This window comes from Pusillibacter faecalis (assembly GCF_018408705.1).
Classification (GTDB): Bacteria; Bacillota; Clostridia; order Oscillospirales; family Oscillospiraceae; genus Oscillibacter; species Oscillibacter faecalis.
The window spans coordinates 164,086-184,792 of record NZ_AP023421.1 but is presented as its reverse complement, the minus strand read 5'-3'; the positions used below and the strand labels follow the sequence as shown (position 1 = coordinate 184,792).

Below are 20,707 nucleotides of genomic sequence, written 5' to 3'. Positions count from 1 at the left end.
ACTTAAAACTGAAACAGCGTCTTGATGAGGTTGAAGAGGTCGCTGATCTCCTGTACCATCATCATCAACACCACAACCAACCCTGCCAAAGTAGTCATCATAGCCTGTTCCTCCCGGCCGGAACGCACCAGCAGCTGGTTCAATACCGCCACCAGAATGCCAATGGCGGCGATCTTAAAAATCAGATCCACATCCATGCCTTGTCCCTCATATCAGTAAAATGACCAGCAGTGCCGCCGCGGAAAAATAAAGTGCCGCTGCCCGCTTTTCCTCATCCGGACGCCGCCGCTCCCATTCCTCCGCTGTGCTTTGCAGCCGATGTACAGCAAGGGAAATTCCTTTACGCAAATTCTCCTCATCTCCGGTGAGGTCCAGCCCCATCAGCGTCTCCTGATCCTTGGAATCCAGCGGCAACGTCTCTACTCCACGCTTCCAGACCACCGACAGAGCCTCTCCCTGGCGGGCAGCTTTTGCCGCCTTCTGAAAAAGTGCAGCAGCATCCGGACGGCAGTCCCGTGCCAGTTTTTCCATCAGCTGAGGAAGCGGCGTCCTGGCCATGCGGATTTCCTCGCTCATATGCTCCAGGGCAGTCACACAATCGTTCAGCGTATCTCTCCGCCGTTGGCGATCCGCATGGTGGCACTGCCAGGCAAGAAGGCCGCCGCTCAAAATCAAAAGGCTACCGAAGAGACTCAGCATGGCAGTTCCTCCACGCGGTAGACCCGCTCACCTCCCGCCCGGCTGATACATATCGCCAAACGGAAAATCTGATCCTCCAGCAGCGATCGGTACAGGGGCTTTTCCTGCAGTTCCTCCACGCTGCCGGCATGAATGGTAGCCAGCATCCGCACCCCGCACCCCGCCGCCAGGGACACGGCTTTTAAATCCTCTTTTACAGTGATCTCATCCATGGCAATCACCTGCGGATTCATTGCCCGCAGAACAATAGGGATGCCCAGGGCCTTGGGGCATGCGTCCAGTACATCCGTGTGCGGCCCCACGTCCATCTGTGGCTTTCCGAGGTACATCACAGCCACCTCTCCCCGCTCGTCAATGAGTGCGACCCTCCGAGGGCCATGGGGGGAAACTCCCTCCGACACTCCCCGCACTAAATCCCGCAGCAGGGTCGTCTTCCCGCCTCCCGGCGGAGAGAGAATCAGGGTACTCTCCATTTCTCCGCTGCGAAAGAGTTGCGCAAGCAGCTCGTCCGCAATTCCCCGCCGCTCTCGGGCAATACGGACTGCCGCGGAGGAAAATTGCTTCAGATTTGTGTTGGAGCCCTCTTTCATCACCGCCGTGCCGCACAGTCCTATGCGGAACCCTCCCCGAACCGAGAGGTATCCCTCCTTCAGCGTCTCTGCGGCCGCATAGCGAGAGAACTCTGTAGCTAGGTCGCAGAGTGTTTCCAACTCCTCCGGCTCCACTTCTGCCTCCAAAGACACCTCTCCGCTTGGAAGCAGCACAGTCATGGGCTGTCCGGCCCGGAGGCGGAATTCTTCCGCCTCCTCCTTTTGCTGCTCCGGCAAGGCCAGAGCCAGCTTTCGCAGGCGCAGTGGCAAAATAGCCGCTGCCTCCTCATAGCGTGTGAAATTCAAATCCTTTTGCAAGGGTACGCTCCCCCTTTCTTTTGTTACTCCAATCTATGATGGCTCGTCCCAGGATATGCCGGAGAGAATGAATTTCTCAAAAAAAGGGCTGTAGTACGCAGCGCGTACTACAGCCTCCGGGGTTCAGAAATTACAAAATAATGCAGATTAACCCGCCGCTTCCCTCATTGATGATGCGGGTAAGTGTTTCCTGGAGCTTTTTCTGTGCATCCTCCGGCATGCGCTTAAGCTTGGTTTGCAGGTCGTCGCTGACCAACTCATGGAAGCTGCGTCCAAAAATATTGGACTGCCAAATTTTACTGGTGTCACCCTCAAATTCCTGCAGCAGATAGTTCACCATGTCCTCGGACTGCTTCTCATTGCCCACGATGGGAGAGACGGCGCTCTCAATATCCGCGCGGATCATGTGGATGCTGGGTGCGCTGGCCTTGAGCCGCACGCCGTAGCGTCCGCCCTGTTTCATGATCTCCGGCTCTTCCAGCTTGAGCTCGTCAATACCGGGCACCACAATACCATATCCCTTTTCCCGCACATCCTGCAGTGCCCCGGCCACCTTGTCGTACTCCGCCTTGACCGCCGCCAGACGGGTCAGCAGACTCATCAGATCACCGTCATCACTGATCTGGAAGCCGGACTGTTCAGAGAGTGTGTGATAGAAGAGCTCTCTTGGAAGCCTCAGATCCGCTGAGGCAATGCCCGTTCCAAGGTCAATCGCCGTGATCTTTGCCTCGCTGATGTTTTCACAGGTCCCCAGGGTGGAGATGACGCCTTCCACCTCCCGGATGTGGTGCAGCTGAACAGTGGCCTGCCGGATCGCATCATAGAGACCAGCTTTGAGGGGATGCTCCGACGGCAGGGCATCCACCCAAGGCGGGAGGAACAAATCCAGTTCCTGCATGGGAAACTCGTACAAAACTGCCTTTAAGATTTCCGCCACGTCGCTTTCATCCAGTTCCAGACAGTTGACCGATACGCAGTTGACCTCATAGCGGGAGATGATGTCCCGGGTAATGGCTTGGGCGCGATCTCCTTTCGGGTCCGCTGAGTTCAATAGGACAATGAAAGGCTTTCCAAGCTCCTGGAGCTCCCGGATCACCCGCTCCTCTGCTTCCAGATAGTCCTCGCGCGGGATATCCGCAATGGTTCCATCGGTGGTGATGACGATGCCGATGGTAGAGTGTTCAGCGATCACCTTGCGGGTCCCCACCTCCGCCGCCTCCGTCATGGGGATCTCATGGTCAAACCAGGGCGTTGTGACCATTCTGGGCACGTCGTCCTCATACTGTCCGATGGCACCCCGCACCATATAGCCCACACAGTCAATCAGCCGTACGGAAAAGGCTGCGCCGCCCTCCAGCTGAATCTGCGCCGCCTCCTCGGGAACAAATTTGGGCTCCGCTGTCATGATGGTCCTTCCAGACCCGCTTTGCGGCAGTTCATCCCGGGCTCGTTCCTTGCGGTAGACATTTTCAATGTTGGGGATCACCTGAGTCTCCATAAACCGCTTGATGAATGTGGATTTTCCGGTGCGCACCGGACCCACAACGCCGATGTAGATATCGCCCGCAGTGCGGGTTGCAATATTCTGATAGATCGTGGTGTTCATACTCATCCCGTCCTTTTTCCGATCTTGTTCCAACTCTATGTCCGAGTCCTTCAAAGTATGACGGCCCGTCTTTCTTTGTAAAAACCACACAAAAACAGCATCTCTCTTTCTACACTCTTCATTCCTTTCCCGCATTTACATTTTTGGTTTAGCATGATAAACTACTAATGTATTAAATAAGGGCAAGACGCCCGGATTTTGGAGGATGGAATATGAAAAAAATACTTGCACTGCTGCTGGCAGCTATGATGACATTATCCCTGGCCGCTTGTGGCAGCGATACCGGCAGTACGGATGAGGATTCTGGCGACACTGCCGGTCAAGACACCGCGGAACCTTCCGCCGATGACGACTTTGCTTATATTCAAGGCAATGGGAGCATGAAGATCGGCTTTACCTATTTTGAACCCATGAACTATATGGACGACAATGGCGAGTTTGTGGGGTTTGAAACTGAGTTTGCCACCGCTGTGTGCGAAAAACTGGGAGTGGAACCAGAGTTCGTGGAGATCAACTGGGACAGTAAGGTTATGGAGCTGGAGTCCAAGAACATCGACTGCATCTGGAATGGCATGACCATTACGCCGGAGCTGGAGGAAGCCCTGACCATTTCTGACCCCTACATTAAAAATTACCAGGTCGTGGTCATCCGGGCCGACAACGCCGACACCTATACAACCACCGCAGATCTGGTTGGCAAGACCGTAGAGGCTGAGGCCGGCTCCGCCGGTGAGACCGCCATCTCCGAGGATGAGAATCTCTCCCAGGCCACCTATGTCTCCGTTACCAAGCAGACCGACGCTCTGCTGGAGGTCAAGACCGGTGCCGCTGATGCAGCGGTCATGGACTTTGTACTGGCCAACGCCATGGTGGGTCAGGGCGACTACGCCGATCTGACGGTGATCCCCGATCTGCAGCTGTCCGTGGAGGAGTACGGTATCGGTTTCCGGAAGGATTCTACCGCCGCCGAGAAAGTGAACGCTGCCATCCAAGCTCTAATCGACGACGGTACCCTGAACACTTTGGCTGAGAAATACGGCCTTGCCGAGCTGCTGCTGGCCAACCAGTAATCATCGCATTCACAATACGCAGGCGCAGAGAGGAGGCATCTCCTTTCTGCCCTGCCTTTGTCTGTATGGAGAAGAGATATGGATTTCCAAACCGTCAATCTGATGCTGGGGAAGAGCTTTCTGCTCAACTGCCAAATTTTTATCGTCACGCTGCTGCTGGCGCTGCCGCTGGGGCTGCTGCTGTCCTTTGGCACCATGAGCCGGATTCGGCCTGTCAGCGCCCTTTCCAAGCTGTATGTATACCTCATGCGCTCCACGCCCCTGATGTTACAACTGGCCATCGTCTACTATCTGCCCGGTTTTCTGAATCCCGGCCACATGCTCTCCCGGATGACAGCGGCCTGTCTGGCCTTCGTTTTAAATTACGCGGCATACTTTTCCGAGATTTTCCGGGGTGGCATCCAGGGGGTTCCCCTAGGACAGCGGGAAGCAGGTCAAGTGCTTGGCATGACGAAGTCTCAGATCTTTTTCAAGGTTACACTCCTGCAGGTGATCAAGCGCATTGTGCCGCCTATGGGCAACGAGGTCATCACACTCATTAAGGATACCTCTCTGGCCAACTTCATCATGGTGAAGGAAATCATTGCCATGGCCAAGGAATTTGGCAACAAGGCCATGATCTGGCCCCTGTTCTATGCCGGTGTCTTTTTTCTGGTGTTCAACGGCATTGTCACCGTGGCGCTAAGCCGCACTGAGAAAAAGCTGGATTATTTTCGGGTATAAGGAGATTCGCCATGGCATTGTTGGAAGTTCAGCATATCGAAAAGCGCTTTGGCGCGACCCAGGTATTGACCGATATTTCCTTCTCCCTGGAGAAGGGGCAGGCACTCTCCATCATCGGCTCCTCCGGCAGCGGCAAGACCACCTTGCTGCGTTGCCTGAATTTCTTGGAAAAACCCGATCACGGTAGCATTTCCGTGGGCGGAGAGCTGCTCTTCAACGCCGCGGACCCTCAGACTCAGCTGGAGAATGAGATTCGTAAGAAACGGCTCCATTTTGGTCTGGTGTTCCAGAGCTTCAACCTCTTTCCTCAGTACACAGCTCTGAAAAATGTGACCCTGGCCCGGGAGCTGCAAGCCAAGGAGCGGGGCGGCGAGAGCCACCGGGACATTGAGTCCGCCGGACGGGAACTGCTGGCCCAGATGGGCCTTGCCGACCGAGCAGATCACTATCCCCACCAGCTCTCCGGCGGACAGCAGCAGCGGGTGGCCATTGCCCGGGCTTTGGCGCTGCATCCGGATATCCTGTGCTTTGACGAACCTACCTCGGCCCTGGACCCGGAGCTCACCGGCGAAGTGCTGAAGGTGATTCGCTCTTTGGCAGAGCAAAAAACCACCATGATCATCGTTACCCATGAGATGTCCTTTGCCCGGGATGTTGCGGATCAGGTAATTTTCATGGATGGCGGCGTAATTGTGGAACAAGGCGATCCGAGGGAAGTCATTGACCATCCCAAGGAGGAACGAACCCGCCAATTTCTGGCTCGATATGCGGAAAATTGAACAGAGAGCTGCTGCGGAATACGCAGCAGCTCTCTTTCTTTACTATGCAAACGCATATCAAAAACAGAATGCGCCCCCTTGCGGGGAAAGCCGGAAATGATGCACAAAAACTTTATGTATACCTGCATTTGCCTGTTTTTGTGGTGCTCTAATTGCGGTTTTATGCTCTCTTTCTTGGGATCAGCAGCAGAGTCTCATGGGGAATCTCCGCCTCGGACTCCAGCTGGTTGGCAGATAAGATGGCAGCAATTGTCGTGTTGTAGCTCTTGGCCAGGTCCCAGGCACTCTCCTGCTGTCCCAGACACCGCAGCACCAGAGACGGAGTTCCTGCCAGATCCCTGGTTGTCTCTGTGTCCAGCTTTGCAGTGGAGATGCACACCCGTTTGGCGCGATTAGCCGCCTCTACCCGGAAATCTACCGGGAAGCGTACCTCAATTCCCCGGTCTCCCAGGCTTCCCTGGACTTCCTCCGTGCACACAGCCCTAGCAGTCATGCGGCAGTCCTCTGGAAGCTCCATCTGGCATGTGACGTCCACACTTCGCTCCGCTACCAGCGGAACGCCGCCCTCATCCAAATATAGCGCCCGAATTGCGGCGGCGGTACGCAAGACCGCCATCTCTCCCTCCCGACTGACGGAAACCGCGCCACAGTTGACGGTCAGCTCCAGAATAGACTCCGCCACTACGCCGATCTCCAGCACCTCCCGCACAGTCTGTCGGCGGTTCGTGGTCTCAAAAAAGCTGGTCAGGTTCAGTGGTGCCGCCTCATAGGTCAGATCATGCGCCGTGGAGTACAAATCATTCAGCAGCGTCAACTCCTGCTCCACCCGCAGCAGAGCGGTAGCATGGAGGTAAAGCGTCACGGCAATCTGACGTCCCTCCGGATCGTCCCCGTCAATTTGAAGATCTGTTCCAGTCAGCTGCAGTTGCAGTGACGCTGCCGCTCCCTCGGCTGCGCCTTCCACCTCCATGATCTGAGAAAAAGGCAATTCTCCAGTGGTGGAGCAATATCTTCCATCTGTCGTTCGATACAGAAGTGTGACCGTGAAAAGTCCCTTGAAAATCAGCTTGTTTCCAACGATTTTACTCTCTGTCACGCTGCTTCCCACCTGGCCTGAGAGCAGCTCCGCCGCACCATCTCTGCCAGGAGAAAGGCTCATCGACTCTGTAAAGGTAAAATCCTTTTCTGCTATCTGTGATAATAAAATGACATGCTGCTGCTCCTGCCGCTTCTCCACGCAAAAGGCCGCCTCGGCCTCTACATCTGTACAAAAGGACAGCTGCGCTTTTTGGTAGGCAGTGAGCCTTGTGACAAGCTTACAATGGGTGAAAATCTTTCTGGGATTCAACATCCTGGTCTCTATGAATTCCGGTTCTGTTTCTGCTGTCAGACAAGTACAGCCAGCCAGTCCCCTGCCATCGCTCTCTACCGTAAAGGGCATGGCAAATTCCAGGGTGCGGATGCCGCCCTCTCCATCAGGGGTATACAGCACTGTCACCCGTACAGTGCCGGATACCTCTGCCTTTCCGTCCCGCAGCTCCCGGCTGTGTATGTACACTTTGCCCTCTGTTTCAATCACACGGGCAATATCCGGACAATAATCCGGAACAATGGTTTCTGCGGTCTCCTCTTGCGTCAGTACCAGCTCTCCGCCTGTCTCATATGCGTCCAGGCACGCTTTTTTCAGTTCCAGTTCCATGAAGGCTTCCTTCCTTTCCCGGCAGTTCATGTCCCATCCTATGAACTGCCTTTTCCGGTTATGCCTTGATATGGAACAATTTCCGTAAAATTCCCCGCAGAGCCTTCGGCGATTTCCAAACGACAATGTTCATAAACGACTCCTTTCTAACGACGGCAGCAGGCGCAGCCACATGCGATCAGCAAAAATGCTACCAGAAACATCAAGGCTCCCACGGGAAAAATGGCTGCGATAAGAATCCCAGCGCCCAACGCCACCGCGCAAAAGCCAAGCAGCCAGCATCCGTTGCCTCCTCCTCGAAACACGTGCCACACCTCCTCTCTTCTGAGACAGTATATACGCCTGGGGCTGTCCCTGGTACATAAATCATGCGGCGACTACCAGAAAAGTATTGATGAGATTTTGACGTAACCCCATGTACTGAATGTTGATGGCCACTCTGTCATAATGGTTATGCTTTTGCATAACAAGAGAGCCGCGGACTCTTATAGATTCCACGGCTCTCTTCTACATCCTTAACAGCTTATATGGATCGGCCCTTTGCCCGTTTGGCCTCCTGCCAATCCCGTAAGGGCTTGAGCTCCTCGTAAAGCCGCAGATAACTGGCATAGCGGCTTTTTTGAATTTTCCCTGCCCGCAGGGCTTCCCGCACGGCACAGCCCTGTTCCTTAGTATGGCTGCACCCCTGGAAACGACACCGATCCAGATAGGGGGCAAATTCTAAAAATGTCTCCGGCAGACGGCGCTTGAGCTCTAGATTCAACTCGGTTGTCTCAAAGGAGGAAAATCCCGGCGAGTCCACCACCTCCGCTCCGCAGCTCAGGCGGTAGAGCTCCACGTGGCGGGTAGTGTGGCGTCCCCGGCCCAGTGCGTCACTAACCTCGCCTACTTGTAGGGAAAAGCCAGGGTCCAGCGCGTTGAGCACGCTGGATTTTCCAACACCCGAGTTGCCCGTGAAAGCCGATAGCTTCCCCGCGATCAGGGGGGGTAAGTCTTCCAGACCCTCGCCGGTCTCGGCGCTGATCCGCAATGTGGGAAATCCGGCCGCTTGGTAGGTCTGATAGAGCTCATCTGCACGATCCAGATCGCACTTATTCAGCAGAACCAACACGTCGCAGCCCATCAGCGCGGCAATGGCAGCCACCCGGTCAATGAGAAACGGGTCTGTCCTTGGAATGGCGCCGGAAGCCACCACCACCATCTGGTCAATATTGGCCACCGCCGGCCGGACAAAGGCATTTCGGCGAGGGAGAATCGTCTCCACCACGCCCTCACCATTGCCCACTTCCTGAATTTCCACCCGGTCTCCTACCAACGGGGAAATTCCCTCTCTCCGAAACTTTCCCCTGGCACGGCAGGTCACAATCTCATGGCCAGTGTCCACATAATAGAAGCCGCTGAGGGCTTTTTGAATCCGCCCCTCAGTCATAATAGGGGTCAATCGTGATGATCTTGTCATAGATCACTTCATCGTCCAGATAGGCCACAATATGGGTCTCACCGCTGGCCGAGATTTCCCGAGAATAATTTCCCAAGGTACAGTCCACGGTCCCCTGGAAAATCAGACCGCCATCCTGGAACACCTTCAAATAGCCCTCCGCCTTGTTGCTGGGCAGGGGGAAGTTCACAATATCCGTCCCCGGAGACCAAGAATTGCCGCCGTCAGAGTTCTCAGGTCCCTTGCTGACCACTAGCTTCACCTCGGACCCCTTGGGAACCTCGGTTTTGGCAACCGGATCCTGATCCAGGATGATACCCTTGGCCTGTTCATTGTACTCCTCTGTCACAGTATAGTGAAGTCCCACCTGGTCTGCCTGGGCCAGTACTGTCTCAATGTCCAATCCTGTCAGCACAGGAACTGTGACCGGCTCAGGGCCTTTGCTGAGGACCAGATACACGGTATCTCCCTCCTTGAGAGGTTCTCCCTCTGCGGGAGTCGTGGAGATGACCTTTCCGGCATCCATATCGTCGTATTTCTGGTCCTCTTCCAGTGCCTCAATGGTCAGGTCATATTGGTCCTTCAGCTCTCGCAGCGCGATTCTCGCCTCGGCCTCCGTTTTTCCCGTCACGTCGATCATGGCACCCACGTCCTCGCCGGCGCTGACCCATACCTCAATCACCAAGCCCTCTCCCTTGCGTTGTTCTCCTGCATCGGGAGATTGCCGGACAATCAGTCCTGCATCATACTCCGCGCTGAATTCGCTGCCCACCTCCCGGACCTCAAAGATATCCTTGACGCCTTCCTTTTCCTGGGCCTCACGCACTGTCAACCCCACCAGATTCTGGACCTCATATTGGTCCGTCACTCCGGTAAAGGACCCCAGGATAGAGCGGATCAATGTGACGGCCAGGACAGTGGCCAGGACTGCGGCAAGTGCAATCAGTGCCGTCTGTTTTTTGCTGCGGTGGGGCGGCTCCTCATAGTCGTCATACTCCCGGCGGCGCTCCCGGGGAGGAGCTGACCGATGCACGGCAGCCGCGCCGCTGCGAACAGCGGAGGTGCGCAACGCCTGCGTTGGCTCGTCCGCGTCCTCCGGCCGCAGGTCAGAGAGCTCAAAGTCCAGGTTTACACCTGGATTCTTCCGAAACGCCTCCAAATCGGCAATCATGGCCTCCGCATCGTGATAGCGCCGCTCCAGATCCGGCGCCATGGCCTTCATGCAGATCAACTCCAGCTGTTCGGGGATGTCCTTATTAATCTCCCGGGGCGCCAGAGGGATGGAGCTGAGATGCTGGATAGCCACGGAAACAGCGGAGTCTCCCTCAAAGGGCAGCCGGCCCGTCAACATCTCATAGAGCACCACGCCGGCAGAATAAATGTCGCTGCGGGCGTCGATCCGGTCGCCTCTGGCTTGCTCCGGCGAGATATAATGGACAGAGCCCAACGCCTCCTGGGTCAGGGTCTGAGCGGCATTTTCCAAACACGCGATGCCGAAATCAGCCACCTTCACACTGCCGTCTCGCAGAACCATGATGTTCTGGGGCTTGATGTCCCGGTGGACAATGCCCCGGCTGTGGGCGTGAGAGAGTCCCCGCATGATCTGAGTGATAAAATGCAGCGTCTCCCGCCAGTTGAGCTGGCCGCGCTTTTCCATATACTGCTTCAGTGTGATGCCGTCAATGAGTTCCATGACAATATACTCGGTATCGCCGCCGCGGGAGACATCGTAGACGGAGACGATGTTGGGATGAGAGAGCTGCGCAACCGCCTGGGATTCCGCGTTGAAGCGGCGGCGGAAATCCTCATCTTGGGCCAGGTCCGATTTCAAAATCTTCACTGCAACCAGCCGGTTCAGCCGATGACACTTGGCCTTGTAGACCACTGCCATGCCTCCAGTCCCAATACGCTCAAGGATTTCATAGCGGTTATCCAGCATTTTTCCAATGTACTGATCCATGGCTCTCCTCCTCTCTTACAGCTTGCGCATCAGCACAGCCGTCACATTGTCCGGTGCGCCCTGCTTTTTGGCGATCTCCAGCATCCGGTCCAAGCTGGTGTCCGGCTCCGCGCCGTGGATCACTTCGAAGAGCATCTCTTGATCGGTTACTGTGTTGACCAGGCCATCTGTACACAGCAAAAGGTACTCGCCCGACTCCATGGGGCAGATGTAGCCATCACATTGGGCATCCGCGTCTGGTCCCAGCGCCCGGGTAATCAGATTGCGGCTGGGATGGCGGCGGGCCTCCTCGGCGGTAATATCTCCCCGGTCCACCATGCGCTCCACCAGAGAGTGGTCCTTCGTGACGCGGGTAATGCCCTCCCTAGTAACATGGTAGGCCCGGCTGTCTCCTACGTTGGTGACAACCGTACCGCCTGCATAGGACACGGCGGCCACCAGTGTGGTCCCCATGTTCTGGTAAGCTTCCGACTCTGCCGCAGCCTCCCGAACCGCCTGGTTTGCTGCGAAAACGGCCCGGGCAGAGACAGATAGCAGCTGTTCCGGCTCCATGCCTGGTGCCAGCAGCCGCTCCAGCTCATCTACAAAGGTCTCCGTGGCGATCTGGCTGGCCAGGCGGCCGCCCGCCGCGCCGCCCATTCCATCACAAACCACACAGATGGTATGGCCTCCGCTCTCGCGGACCAGATACGCGTCCTGATTTTCCTTACGAACCAGGCCGATATCCGTCACACCCCAAACTTGCATCCTTGCTCCCCTTTCTTCTCTTCTTCCATCGCTCTCCGGCGGAGCTGGCCGCAGGAGGCGTCGATATCGCCGCCTAAACTACGCCGTACTGTGGCGGTGATCCCCTGCGCCTCTAGTTGCTTTTGAAATGCCGCCATTCTTCGTGAGGGGCGGAAGGGACTCTCCGTCACCTCGTTGAGCGGGATTAAATTCACATGTCCCGGCATGCCGCGAAGCCTCTTTGCAATCAGATCCGCCTGCCAGTCATGGTCATTGACGCCGTCAATCATGGCATACTCAAAGGAAATACGCCGTCCGGTTTTCCGGAAATACTCGTGGCAGGCGGCAAACAGCGCCTCCACATCATAGGCCCGGTTCACTGGCATAATTTTCGAGCGGGTTTCGCTGTCCGGCGCGTGGAGTGAGATGCTCAGAGTCAGCTGCAGCCCCAGCTCTGCAAGGCGTGCGATCCCCGGAATCACACCGCAGGTGGACAGGGAGATATGACGCATACCAATGTTTATACCGTCCGGATGATTCACCAGCTCCAAAAACCGCAGAACGTTGTCCAGATTATCCATCGGCTCTCCAATGCCCATCAGTACAATGTTAGAGACCTCTGCTCCAGAATCCTGTTGGGTAAACAGCACCTGATCTAGCATCTCAGCAGGTGTCAAGTTTCTTACCTTTCCAGCAATTGTGGATGCACAGAAGGCACAGCCCATCCGGCAGCCCACCTGAGAAGAGATGCATACCGTATTTCCATGGTGGTAGCGCATCAGCACGGACTCCACACAGTTGCCATCCGCCATCTGCCACAGATATTTGATCGTTCCGTCCCGGGCGGATACCTGCTTTTTCGCCACCCGGGGAACTGTGAGAATGCACTGCTCTTTCAGCTTTTCCCGCAGGGCCTTGGAGAGGTTGCTCATCTCATCAAAAGAGGAGACACCTTTATGCAGCCAAGTGAATACCTGCCGTCCGCGAAAGGCCGGCTCTCCCATAGAACGGAGAAATCCGCTGAGTTCCTCCAGTGTCATGGATTTTAAATCAATCATACAAAGTCCTCAAGGACGCCGCGTCATGCGGCAGATGTAAAAGCCATCGGTCTGGTGGCGATGCGGCCACAACGTCATGCGGCCGTTGCACGTTCCGATTGGCTCCGGCAGTGTGAAAGGTGTCATCAGAAATTCCGGGTGCTCCGACAAAAATCCATCGCTCACCTCTTCATTCTCCTCTGGCAGAATAGTACAAGTGGAATAGAGCAACGTCCCTCCCGGACGCACATAACGGGCGGCGTTGTCTAAAATGGCCCGCTGGATCACCGGCATGGCGAAAAGACTGTCCAGCTTCTTATACCGGATATCCGGCTTTTTCCGAATGATGCCAAGGCCCGAGCAGGGCGCATCCACCAGCACCAGATCAAACCGCCCTTCCCACTCCGCACGGAAGATTCTTCCATCAACCGCTGTGGTCTCAATGGATTGAAGCCCCAGCCGCGCTGCGCCGTCATGAATGCGCTTCAGCTTATTTTGATGGATGTCGCAGGCAAGCACCGTCCCTCGATCCCCCATTTGAATGGCAGCAGCAAAGGACTTACCGCCCGGCGCGGCGCATACATCCAGCATCCGTTCTCCCGGCTTGATTCCGGAGGCCATAACAGAAAGCCTTGCAGCCGGGTCCTGAATATAAAAGCTTCCGCTTTGAAAAGCCTCCACGTGCTCCAGGTCTCCGGTTCCGGAGAGCAGCAGGCATGCCGGCATCCAGGGGTGCGCCTCCGCTCTCACGCCTTCCACGGCTAAAGCCTCTGCAGTACGCTCCGCCGTGGTACGGCAGGTGTTGATCTGTGCGGTAATCGGAGGCTGTGTATTGCCGCAGGCAAGAAACACCTCCGTCTCTGTCCGCCCCAGAATGGGCAGCAGCCGCTTTACCAGCCACTTGGGATGGCTGTATCGGATGGAGAGATACTTAGCCTCGTCCTGATCCGGGATAGCGGGAAGACGGTCCTTATTTTGTGAGAGCTTCCGCAGCACTGCATTCACAAGTCCCGCAGCCTGTCCCCGCTTCATATGCTTGGCCAGCTCCACAGAGCTATTGACAGCGGCGCTGTCCGGTACCTTTTCCAGGTACAAGATCTGATAGGCCCCCAGCCGCAGGATGTCCTGCAGAGGCGGCTGTAGATGGTCCGGCCTTTGGGAACAGTATGTGCCGATATAAAAGTCCAGCAAAAGCTGATTCTGCAAAACCCCGTAGACCAAACGGCTGCATAGCGCCGCATCTCTCCGGCTCAGCGCCGCTCTTTTGATCTGCGCCTGTAACGCTGCGTCCGCCCAGGCGCCGTTGGTCCGACAGGCGATGAGAACCCGCAAAGCAGTCTCTCTGCTCATCAGTCCCGCCCCCCACGACGGTCTCGTCCCAAGAAAATCAACACATATCGCAAAAGCTGCAACGCAGACATCAGCAATGCTGCCACATAGGTCATTGCCGCCGCCCTCAGAACCTTTTTAGCCCCATCCAGCTCCTCACCGTCCAGCAGTCCCTGTCCTTCAATCGTCTCCAATGCCCGATGAGATGCGTTGAACTCCACAGGCAACGTCACCAATTGAAAAACCGTAGTCAGGGAAAACAGGAGAATTCCAACCAAAAACAATGGCTGGCTGTACAAGAGCAACCCAATCAGCAGCAGCACAAAGGAAAATCTGGACCCGAACTGTGTGACCGGAATGATGGCACTGCGCACCTTGATCGGCCCATAGCCCACGGCATATTGTACCGCATGCCCCGCCTCATGACAAGCCACCCCCACGGCAGCCACAGTTGACGCGGCGTAGACATTTTCTGAGAGGTAAATGGTGTTATCTCTGGGATCATAGTGATCGGTCAGATTTCCCCGGCAGGACCGCACAGGCACATCATAGATACCATGTGAGCGCAGAACCGCCTCGGCCGCTTGTGCGCCTGTCAGATGACGGCGGTTGGCAACGCGGCTGTATCGCCGGAAGCTTCCGCTGACCTGGGCCTGCGCCCAAACGGAGAGCAGAAGCACCGGGATCAGCAGAATCACATAGATATTGTTGGCCAGAAAATCTCCATATCCGTAATAAGAATAAGGCATACGTTCTCCTCACTCAGCATTGAATTGGGTGGCCCAAAAGGTATGCCGCGGCACTCATCCGCTTACCACCCTGGGCCTGCAGCTCTAGGATGCGCAGGCGCTTGCCATCTCCGCAGGCAATCTCAATCCCCTGCTTACCAGCCGCTACAATCTCTCCGGGAGCAGCATCTGTAGCTTCTCCGGCTTCTAAGACAGCATAGAGCTTCATCATCTCTCCATGAATCACATCGGTGCTGGCACAGGGCCAGGGGATCAGCCCCCGCACCTGGCAGCTGATCTCATGAGCAGAGCGGTTCCAGTCAATCGTGGACATTTCCCTGGAGAGCATTGCCGCGTAAGTCGCCTTCTCTGCCGCCTGCGGTGTACGAACAGCCTTGCCTTCTGTCAGCTCCGTGACTGCCTGCGAAAGAGCCTGCGCGCCAAGCTCTGCTAGACGCTCTGTCAGCTCCTGGGCATTCTCGGTCTCTCTAATGGCGGTAGTCTTTTGCAAAATGATATCACCGGCATCCAGTTCCTTTGCCATATACATGATGGAAACCCCGGTCTCCGTCTCGCCGTTTAAGATCGCCCAGTTAATGGGTGCCGCGCCCCGGTACTTAGGCAAAAGGGAGGAATGGACATTGATGGAGCCATATTGCGGCGTGTCCAAAATTTCCTCAGGAAGAACCTTGCCATAGGCTGCCACGACAATCAAATCCGGAGAAAGAGATTGAACCAGCTCTAATGTGTCCGCGTCCCGCACCTGAAGCGGCTGATAAACCGCTAAACCTTTTGTTAAGGCATATTCCTTAACAGGCGGCTGCATCAGTTTGTGTCCCCGGTTTTTAGGCTTGTCCGGCTGAGTGAAAACGCCGCAGATCTCATGCCCGTCCTCTACCAGCCGCCGCAAAGAAGCCACCGCGAACTCCGGTGTTCCCATAAATAGAATCCGCATTTACTCTGCCTCCTGCTCCTCGGCCTCCAGATAATCTCTGAGTTCCTCTTCAGTGAGGAAGTGATCAATATGCTCGGTATACAGGTGGCCATCCAGATGCTCAATCTCATGGCAGAAGGCTCGGGCGGTCAACCCCTCTCCTTCGACCTCAAACCACTTGCCATTCCGGTCCTGAGCCCGTACCCGCACATGGTTGGGACGCGTGACAATGCCCCATTTACCGGGAACACTCAGGCAGCCCTCCAGACCGGTCTGCTCACCGCTTTGCTGGATGATCACCGGATTAACCAGCTCCAGATACTGCTCCGTCTTTTCATCCAGAACCAGGCAGGCCCGCCGCAGCACACCCACCTGCGGTGCCGCCAGACCGGCACCATTGGCATTCTGCAGGGTCTCCGCCATGTCGTCCAATAGGTCATGCAGGCGGCGGTTAAACGCCTCCACAGGGCGGCAGACCTTGGTCAGACACTCCTCACCCTGTTCTACAATTTTCCGCAATGCCATTTTTTTCGATACCTCCTTGATCCCGCAACCCATGTTCTGATACATGTTCTCTTATTCCAGGGGATTGCAGTCCACAAATAAATTGGTTCCGCGGTTTGCGCGGTCTCCGGCAAACCGCTTCAAAAGCCAGCTCACCTGCTCCCGCGTTTGCCGGTTATTTCGGCCGATCAGTAAAATGCGATAGCGGTAGCGGTTGTTGACTTTCAACACCGGCGCCGGGGCGGGACCCAGTACCTCCGGCTCGTCAGCCGCCAACTCCGGCAGGCGGCAAATTTGACGCAATGCCTCTCGAACGCCTATGGCTGCACGCAGTACGTTCCCCTCCTCCGGTCCTGAAACCGTAAAGGTAAAAAGATCTGCAAAGGGCGGATAACGCCGCATGCGCCGCATGCGAAGCTCACTTTGATAAAAGCTCTTGTAGTCCTGCCGGGCCGCGCTTTGAATCACTTCGTTGTCCGGTGTATAGGTTTGAATAACCGCGCGCCCGGGCCGGCTGCCCCGGCCGGCCCGTCCCACCACCTGGGTCAGCAGATTAAAAGTCCGCTCCGCAGCCCGGTAGTGGTCCATATAAAGGGAAATGTCCGCAGAGAGCACGCCTACCAGCGTCACATCCTCAAAATCCAATCCCTTGGCCACCATCTGAGTACCCAGGAGAATCGGAACGTGTTCCTGCTCAAATCGATTCAAGATCATTTCATGTCCGTTGGAAACGGTGTCGGCATCCATCCGCAAAACACCGACACCCGGTAAGAGCTCATGGAGCTCTTCCTCCACTTTCTGGGTGCCAGCGCCAATCTGCTTCATCCTGCCACCACAGGCCGGACAGGACTCCGGCGCCCGCTCGGAATGGCCGCAGTAGTGGCACATCAGCCGTCCATTGGCGGAGTGATAAGTCAGCGGTACGCTGCACCGCGGACACTCCGGTACATGTCCGCACTCTCCGCACAAAAGCATCCGGCTGCTGCCCCGGCGGTTGAGCAGTAAAATGCTCTGCTCTCCCCGCTCTAGATTCTCTATCAGCTCTGCCTGCAAAATCTCACCGATCATGCCGGCCCTTCCGTTTCGGATATCCTGGCGCAGATCCGCTACCGTCACCCGAGGAAGGCTCCTGGCATTATAGCGTTGACGAAGCAACACCTCGCGATAGGCCCCGCTCTCCGCTCCATAGGCTGTCTCTACCGCCGGCGTAGCAGAGCCAAGCACCAACAGTGCTTGATTTCGTGCGCAGAGAAATTTTGCAATCTCCCGTGCGTGGTAGCGCGGCGGATTCTCAGATTGATAGCTGCTCTCCTGTTCCTCATCCAGGATCACCACGCCCAGATTTTTCAGCGGCGCGAAGATGGCCGAACGTGTCCCCAGCACCACGCGGATCTCCCCACGGCGAATCCGCTTCCACTGGTCATAACGCTCTCCCATACGAAGGGAACTGTGGAGCATGGCTACTGTCTCGCCCAAGTAAGCAGAAAACTTGCGCATCATCTGGGGCGTCAACACGATTTCCGGCACCAACACGATGGCGGTGCGGCCTTTCCTCAAAACCTCTTGTACCAAACGCAGGTAAACAAGCGTCTTGCCGCTGCCAGTAACACCATGCAATAGCGCCGCCTCAGGCTGGCCTGATGAGAGCAACGCTGTCAGGGTGTCAAACGCCGCCTGCTGTTCCGGGTTGAGGACAATCGGCGGCGCGGGTCCTACCTGTCGCTGAATGGGAAGGCGAAGAAGCTCCTCCTCGGAAAAGGTCAGAATCCCGGCCTTTTCCAATCCTCTCAGCGTACGCATGGAAGCGCCTGTAAAATAACAGATATCTGCGGCGGAAGTCCTTCCTGCCGCAGCCAACAAACGCACTACCTCATAACGCTGCGGCGCTGAACGCCGCCTTGGCTCCACAAGGGCCAGCGCCTCTTCCGCACTCATAGAGAGCTCTGCCATGCGGCGAGACTTATCACCGATCTTTCGCTTGGCAGCGGTCTCACATACCACAACCTCCGCTTTCTGCAGTGCCCGCAGAACTGCGTCAGTCTGTTCTCCGCACGCCGCTCGCAGTGTTTCTGCATCTGCGCTGCCGCCTGCTGCATATAGTATGTCCAATATTGGAAATGCCCGCGGAATGGAGGATGACATCCTATCCGCACTCAGGCGGTCCAGTTCTGGATTTTTCAGCCTCCAAACCTCCCGCAGACGATACCAAAGGCCTGCGGGTAAGATCGTCTTCACAGCCTCAAACAATGTGCAGAAATACCGCTGGCGCATCCAGATGGCCAGGGCAATTCCATCCTGATCCAGTACCGGTTCTCGGTCCAGCAGAGAACTGATAGGCTTGAGCGTTTTACGCTTGATGCCAATAGCACGTGCTAAAATAATCCCTTCCGAGGTACGGTTTCCACGGCCAAAGGGTACTGTTACCCGGACGCCCAGCAACGCTGAATCCGAAAAAGGCTCCGGCACCCAATAGTCATAGGGCTTGTCAATGGAATAGGGCGCGGCGCTGACCGCAACTTTCACAATCACTGCGGTCTCCATGCCTCGCCCTCCCCCTGTGTTATGCGTCTTCGCCGCCTGTATAGACAGAGCCTAATCGCCCCTCCGCCACCTCATTGATCGCAATGGTCACTGGCTTTTCTGACAGGCGCTCACCGCTCTCCTCTGCTTCGTCTGCAATCTGGCGGGCCCTCCGGGCCACTACATTCACCAGCATGTACCGGTTTGGTACAACACTCGTTAATTTATTCATTGCGGGATAAAGCATCATATCCATACACTTCCATTCTGCCATATTTCGGCTTATTTTTTTGTCGTATTTAGAAAGGTTTCGCTAGTTTCCGTTGATGATTTCCATGCGATCCTTAGGTTTGCAGTGTTCTGCGGTCATAATGGCGTCTAACTCCCGCACAGCATTTTCCACCGTATCGTTGATCACAAAATAATCATAGGTATGGGCCGTCTGGAATTCCACCTTGGCCCGCAGCAGGCGCTTTTGGATCTTCTCCTGGCTGTCAGTGCCCCGCTCTGTCAAACGTCGCTCCAGCTCTCTCCAGCTGGGCGGCGCGATGAAGATTCTCACTGTATCCGGCCGCTTGCTGGTTACTTGGATGGCACCTTGAATCTCAATATCTAAAATCACATCTCTGCCTTGAGCCATAGCCTCGTCCACATACCGCTTAGGCGTGCCATAAAAGTTGCCTACATACTCTGCGTACTCCAGGAACTGCTCCATGGAAATCCATTTGCGGAAGGAGTCCACGTCCATGAAATGGTAGTGAATCCCATCCAGCTCTCCCGGGCGTGGCTCGCGCGTAGTGGCGGATACAGAAAAATAGACGTTCTTCCGCCGCTCCAACAGAGCCTTGAGAACCGTGCTCTTTCCCACTCCAGAGGGGCCGGAGATGATGAATGTTTTTCCCTTTCTCATGTGTGCGCTTCCCCTTTGTCCTCGTTCATGCCAAATTTCTCCGGCGCAAGGGCTGATAGTATCACGTGGTCGCTGTCCATCACCAGGATGGATGCGGTCTTACGGCCATATGTGGCGTCGATCAGCATGCCGCGCTCCCGGCTCTCCTGTACCATACGCTTGATCGGTGCGGAGTCTGGACTGACGATGGCCACCACTCTCTCCTGGGATACCAGGTTTCCAAATCCGATGTTAATCAGCTTCATTCCTCACTCCACATTCTGCACCTGCTCGCGCATCTTCTCCACTTCCGCCTTCAGGTTCACCACAACTTGGGCAATGGACACGTCACCGCATTTAGAGCCAATGGTATTGGATTCTCGGTTGACCTCCTGGATTAAGAAGTCCATTTTGCGTCCCATCGGTTCATCCGATTCCAGCATGCCCCGGAGCTGAGCCACATGGCTGCGCAGCCGAACAGTCTCTTCGTCCACGGCCACCTTATCGGCGTAAATCGCGGCCTCAGCCAGGATACGCTGATCGTCAATCGTGGTGCTCTGTAGCACCTCCTGCATCCGGGCGGTCAGCTTGGCGCGATACTCCGCTACCGTCTCCGGAGAACGTGCCTCCACCTGACCGGTATACGCTTCAATATGATCCAGCCGCCCGGCAATATCCTCTGCTAACCGTTTCCCCTCCACAGCCCGCATGGTATGATACGCCGCAAGCGCCTCATCCAGCACCGCACAGATATCCGCGCTGACGCTCTCCAAATCCTCGTCCGCTTTGGTAACAGTCAATACATCCGGAAATCTCGCCAACACCTCCGGCGTCAGCTTCCATGCTATAGGCCCGCAGAGCTCCGCAAGTTCCCCCATGGCAGCGGCATACTGCGCTGCCAATTCCCGGTTTACTGTCACCTGCGCAACATCCGCAGCGGAGGCATCCACTGTAATGAACACATCCACCTTCCCCCGGGAAACGGCCTGCTGAACACGCTGTTTCACAGCATCCTCCGCGAAAGCATACATGCGCGGCAGTTTCACAGTACAATCCAAATAGCGATTATTGACGGACCGAACCTCCACAGTAATATCCCGTTTGTTTAAAAGCTCACGAGCCCGCCCATAGCCTGTCATACTCTTAATCATATTTTCG

The 20,707-nt window shown here is 55.9% G+C and carries 22 protein-coding genes; 3 read left to right on the top strand and 19 right to left on the bottom strand.

Features of this window, described 5'->3' with window-relative positions; genetic code table 11:
* Positions 1 to 2: 2 nt before the first annotated feature.
* From spoIIIAC to spoIVA, 4 genes are all read right to left on the bottom strand, one after another.
* On the bottom strand, positions 3 to 197 hold the full coding sequence (gene spoIIIAC / locus KJS55_RS15495) for a stage III sporulation protein AC (RefSeq protein WP_187028503.1): 195 nt from the start codon (positions 195 to 197) through the stop codon (positions 3 to 5).
* A 10-nt stretch (positions 198 to 207) separates the two neighbouring features.
* A complete protein-coding gene (locus KJS55_RS15490; RefSeq protein WP_187028505.1) occupies positions 208 to 699 on the bottom strand; it encodes a stage III sporulation protein AB in 492 nt (163 codons plus the stop codon).
* The gene (locus KJS55_RS15485; protein WP_213543795.1) at positions 693 to 1,607 is read right to left on the bottom strand and encodes a stage III sporulation protein AA; all 915 of its coding nucleotides are present in this window, start codon (positions 1,605 to 1,607) and stop codon (positions 693 to 695) included. Before KJS55_RS15485 ends, KJS55_RS15490 begins: the two co-directional genes overlap by 7 nt.
* A gap of 130 nt (positions 1,608 to 1,737) precedes the next feature.
* On the bottom strand, positions 1,738 to 3,213 hold the full coding sequence (spoIVA, locus tag KJS55_RS15480) for a stage IV sporulation protein A (protein ID WP_187028509.1): 1,476 nt from the start codon (positions 3,211 to 3,213) through the stop codon (positions 1,738 to 1,740).
* 212 nt (positions 3,214 to 3,425) lie between these two features.
* Between spoIVA and KJS55_RS15475 the strand changes: the two genes are divergently transcribed.
* The 3 genes from KJS55_RS15475 (at position 3,426) to KJS55_RS15465 (ending at position 5,785) form a co-directional block, all read left to right on the top strand.
* Positions 3,426 to 4,283 (top strand): transporter substrate-binding domain-containing protein, encoded by an 858-nt coding sequence (locus KJS55_RS15475; RefSeq protein ID WP_213543794.1) that lies wholly within the window; start codon positions 3,426 to 3,428, stop codon positions 4,281 to 4,283.
* Positions 4,284 to 4,361: 78 nt separating this feature from the next.
* Positions 4,362 to 5,006, top strand: a complete 645-nt coding sequence (locus KJS55_RS15470; protein ID WP_187028513.1) for an amino acid ABC transporter permease — start codon at positions 4,362 to 4,364, stop codon at positions 5,004 to 5,006.
* Between the two features lie 11 nt (positions 5,007 to 5,017).
* Entirely contained in the window at positions 5,018 to 5,785 is a 768-nt protein-coding gene (locus KJS55_RS15465; RefSeq protein ID WP_213543793.1) for an amino acid ABC transporter ATP-binding protein, read from the top strand.
* A 160-nt stretch (positions 5,786 to 5,945) separates the two neighbouring features.
* On the opposite strand, the gene KJS55_RS15460 is transcribed toward KJS55_RS15465, so the two are convergent.
* From KJS55_RS15460 to KJS55_RS15390, 15 genes are all read right to left on the bottom strand, one after another.
* Positions 5,946 to 7,484, bottom strand: a complete 1,539-nt coding sequence (locus KJS55_RS15460) for a DUF3794 domain-containing protein (protein WP_213543792.1) — start codon at positions 7,482 to 7,484, stop codon at positions 5,946 to 5,948.
* 129 nt (positions 7,485 to 7,613) lie between these two features.
* Positions 7,614 to 7,766 (bottom strand): hypothetical protein, encoded by a 153-nt coding sequence (locus tag KJS55_RS15455; protein ID WP_187028519.1) that lies wholly within the window; start codon positions 7,764 to 7,766, stop codon positions 7,614 to 7,616.
* A 241-nt stretch (positions 7,767 to 8,007) separates the two neighbouring features.
* Positions 8,008 to 8,943 (bottom strand): ribosome small subunit-dependent GTPase A, encoded by a 936-nt coding sequence (rsgA, locus tag KJS55_RS15450; RefSeq protein ID WP_228300584.1) that lies wholly within the window; start codon positions 8,941 to 8,943, stop codon positions 8,008 to 8,010.
* Complete coding sequence (gene pknB / locus KJS55_RS15445; RefSeq protein ID WP_213543791.1) at positions 8,906 to 10,882, bottom strand: Stk1 family PASTA domain-containing Ser/Thr kinase; 1,977 nt, start codon at positions 10,880 to 10,882, stop codon at positions 8,906 to 8,908. The genes rsgA and pknB overlap by 38 nt, the downstream gene beginning before the upstream one ends.
* Before the next feature lie 15 nt (positions 10,883 to 10,897).
* Entirely contained in the window at positions 10,898 to 11,629 is a 732-nt protein-coding gene (locus tag KJS55_RS15440; protein WP_187028523.1) for a Stp1/IreP family PP2C-type Ser/Thr phosphatase, read from the bottom strand.
* On the bottom strand, positions 11,611 to 12,666 hold the full coding sequence (gene rlmN, locus KJS55_RS15435; protein ID WP_213543790.1) for a dual-specificity RNA methyltransferase RlmN: 1,056 nt from the start codon (positions 12,664 to 12,666) through the stop codon (positions 11,611 to 11,613). Before rlmN ends, KJS55_RS15440 begins: the two co-directional genes overlap by 19 nt.
* A 9-nt stretch (positions 12,667 to 12,675) precedes the next feature.
* Positions 12,676 to 13,995: a 16S rRNA (cytosine(967)-C(5))-methyltransferase RsmB gene (rsmB, locus tag KJS55_RS15430; RefSeq protein ID WP_228300583.1), complete on the bottom strand. Its 1,320-nt coding sequence runs from the start codon at positions 13,993 to 13,995 to the stop codon at positions 12,676 to 12,678.
* Entirely contained in the window at positions 13,995 to 14,723 is a 729-nt protein-coding gene (locus tag KJS55_RS15425) for a zinc metallopeptidase (protein ID WP_213543789.1), read from the bottom strand. Before KJS55_RS15425 ends, rsmB begins: the two co-directional genes overlap by 1 nt.
* Before the next feature lie 13 nt (positions 14,724 to 14,736).
* Complete coding sequence (fmt, locus tag KJS55_RS15420; protein ID WP_187028530.1) at positions 14,737 to 15,657, bottom strand: methionyl-tRNA formyltransferase; 921 nt, start codon at positions 15,655 to 15,657, stop codon at positions 14,737 to 14,739.
* A complete protein-coding gene (def, locus tag KJS55_RS15415; protein WP_213543788.1) occupies positions 15,658 to 16,161 on the bottom strand; it encodes a peptide deformylase in 504 nt (167 codons plus the stop codon).
* Between the two features lie 51 nt (positions 16,162 to 16,212).
* On the bottom strand, positions 16,213 to 18,681 hold the full coding sequence (gene priA / locus KJS55_RS15410; protein ID WP_213543787.1) for a replication restart helicase PriA: 2,469 nt from the start codon (positions 18,679 to 18,681) through the stop codon (positions 16,213 to 16,215).
* A gap of 19 nt (positions 18,682 to 18,700) precedes the next feature.
* A complete protein-coding gene (gene rpoZ / locus KJS55_RS15405) occupies positions 18,701 to 18,910 on the bottom strand; it encodes a DNA-directed RNA polymerase subunit omega (protein WP_187028536.1) in 210 nt (69 codons plus the stop codon).
* 63 nt (positions 18,911 to 18,973) lie between these two features.
* Positions 18,974 to 19,570, bottom strand: coding sequence for a guanylate kinase (gene gmk, locus KJS55_RS15400; RefSeq protein ID WP_187028538.1), 597 nt, complete (start codon positions 19,568 to 19,570; stop codon positions 18,974 to 18,976).
* A complete protein-coding gene (locus KJS55_RS15395) occupies positions 19,567 to 19,815 on the bottom strand; it encodes a DUF370 domain-containing protein (protein WP_187028540.1) in 249 nt (82 codons plus the stop codon). Before KJS55_RS15395 ends, gmk begins: the two co-directional genes overlap by 4 nt.
* 3 nt (positions 19,816 to 19,818) lie before the next feature.
* Positions 19,819 to 20,700, bottom strand: coding sequence for a YicC/YloC family endoribonuclease (locus KJS55_RS15390; RefSeq protein WP_213543786.1), 882 nt, complete (start codon positions 20,698 to 20,700; stop codon positions 19,819 to 19,821).
* Between the last annotated feature and the right edge of the window lie 7 nt (positions 20,701 to 20,707).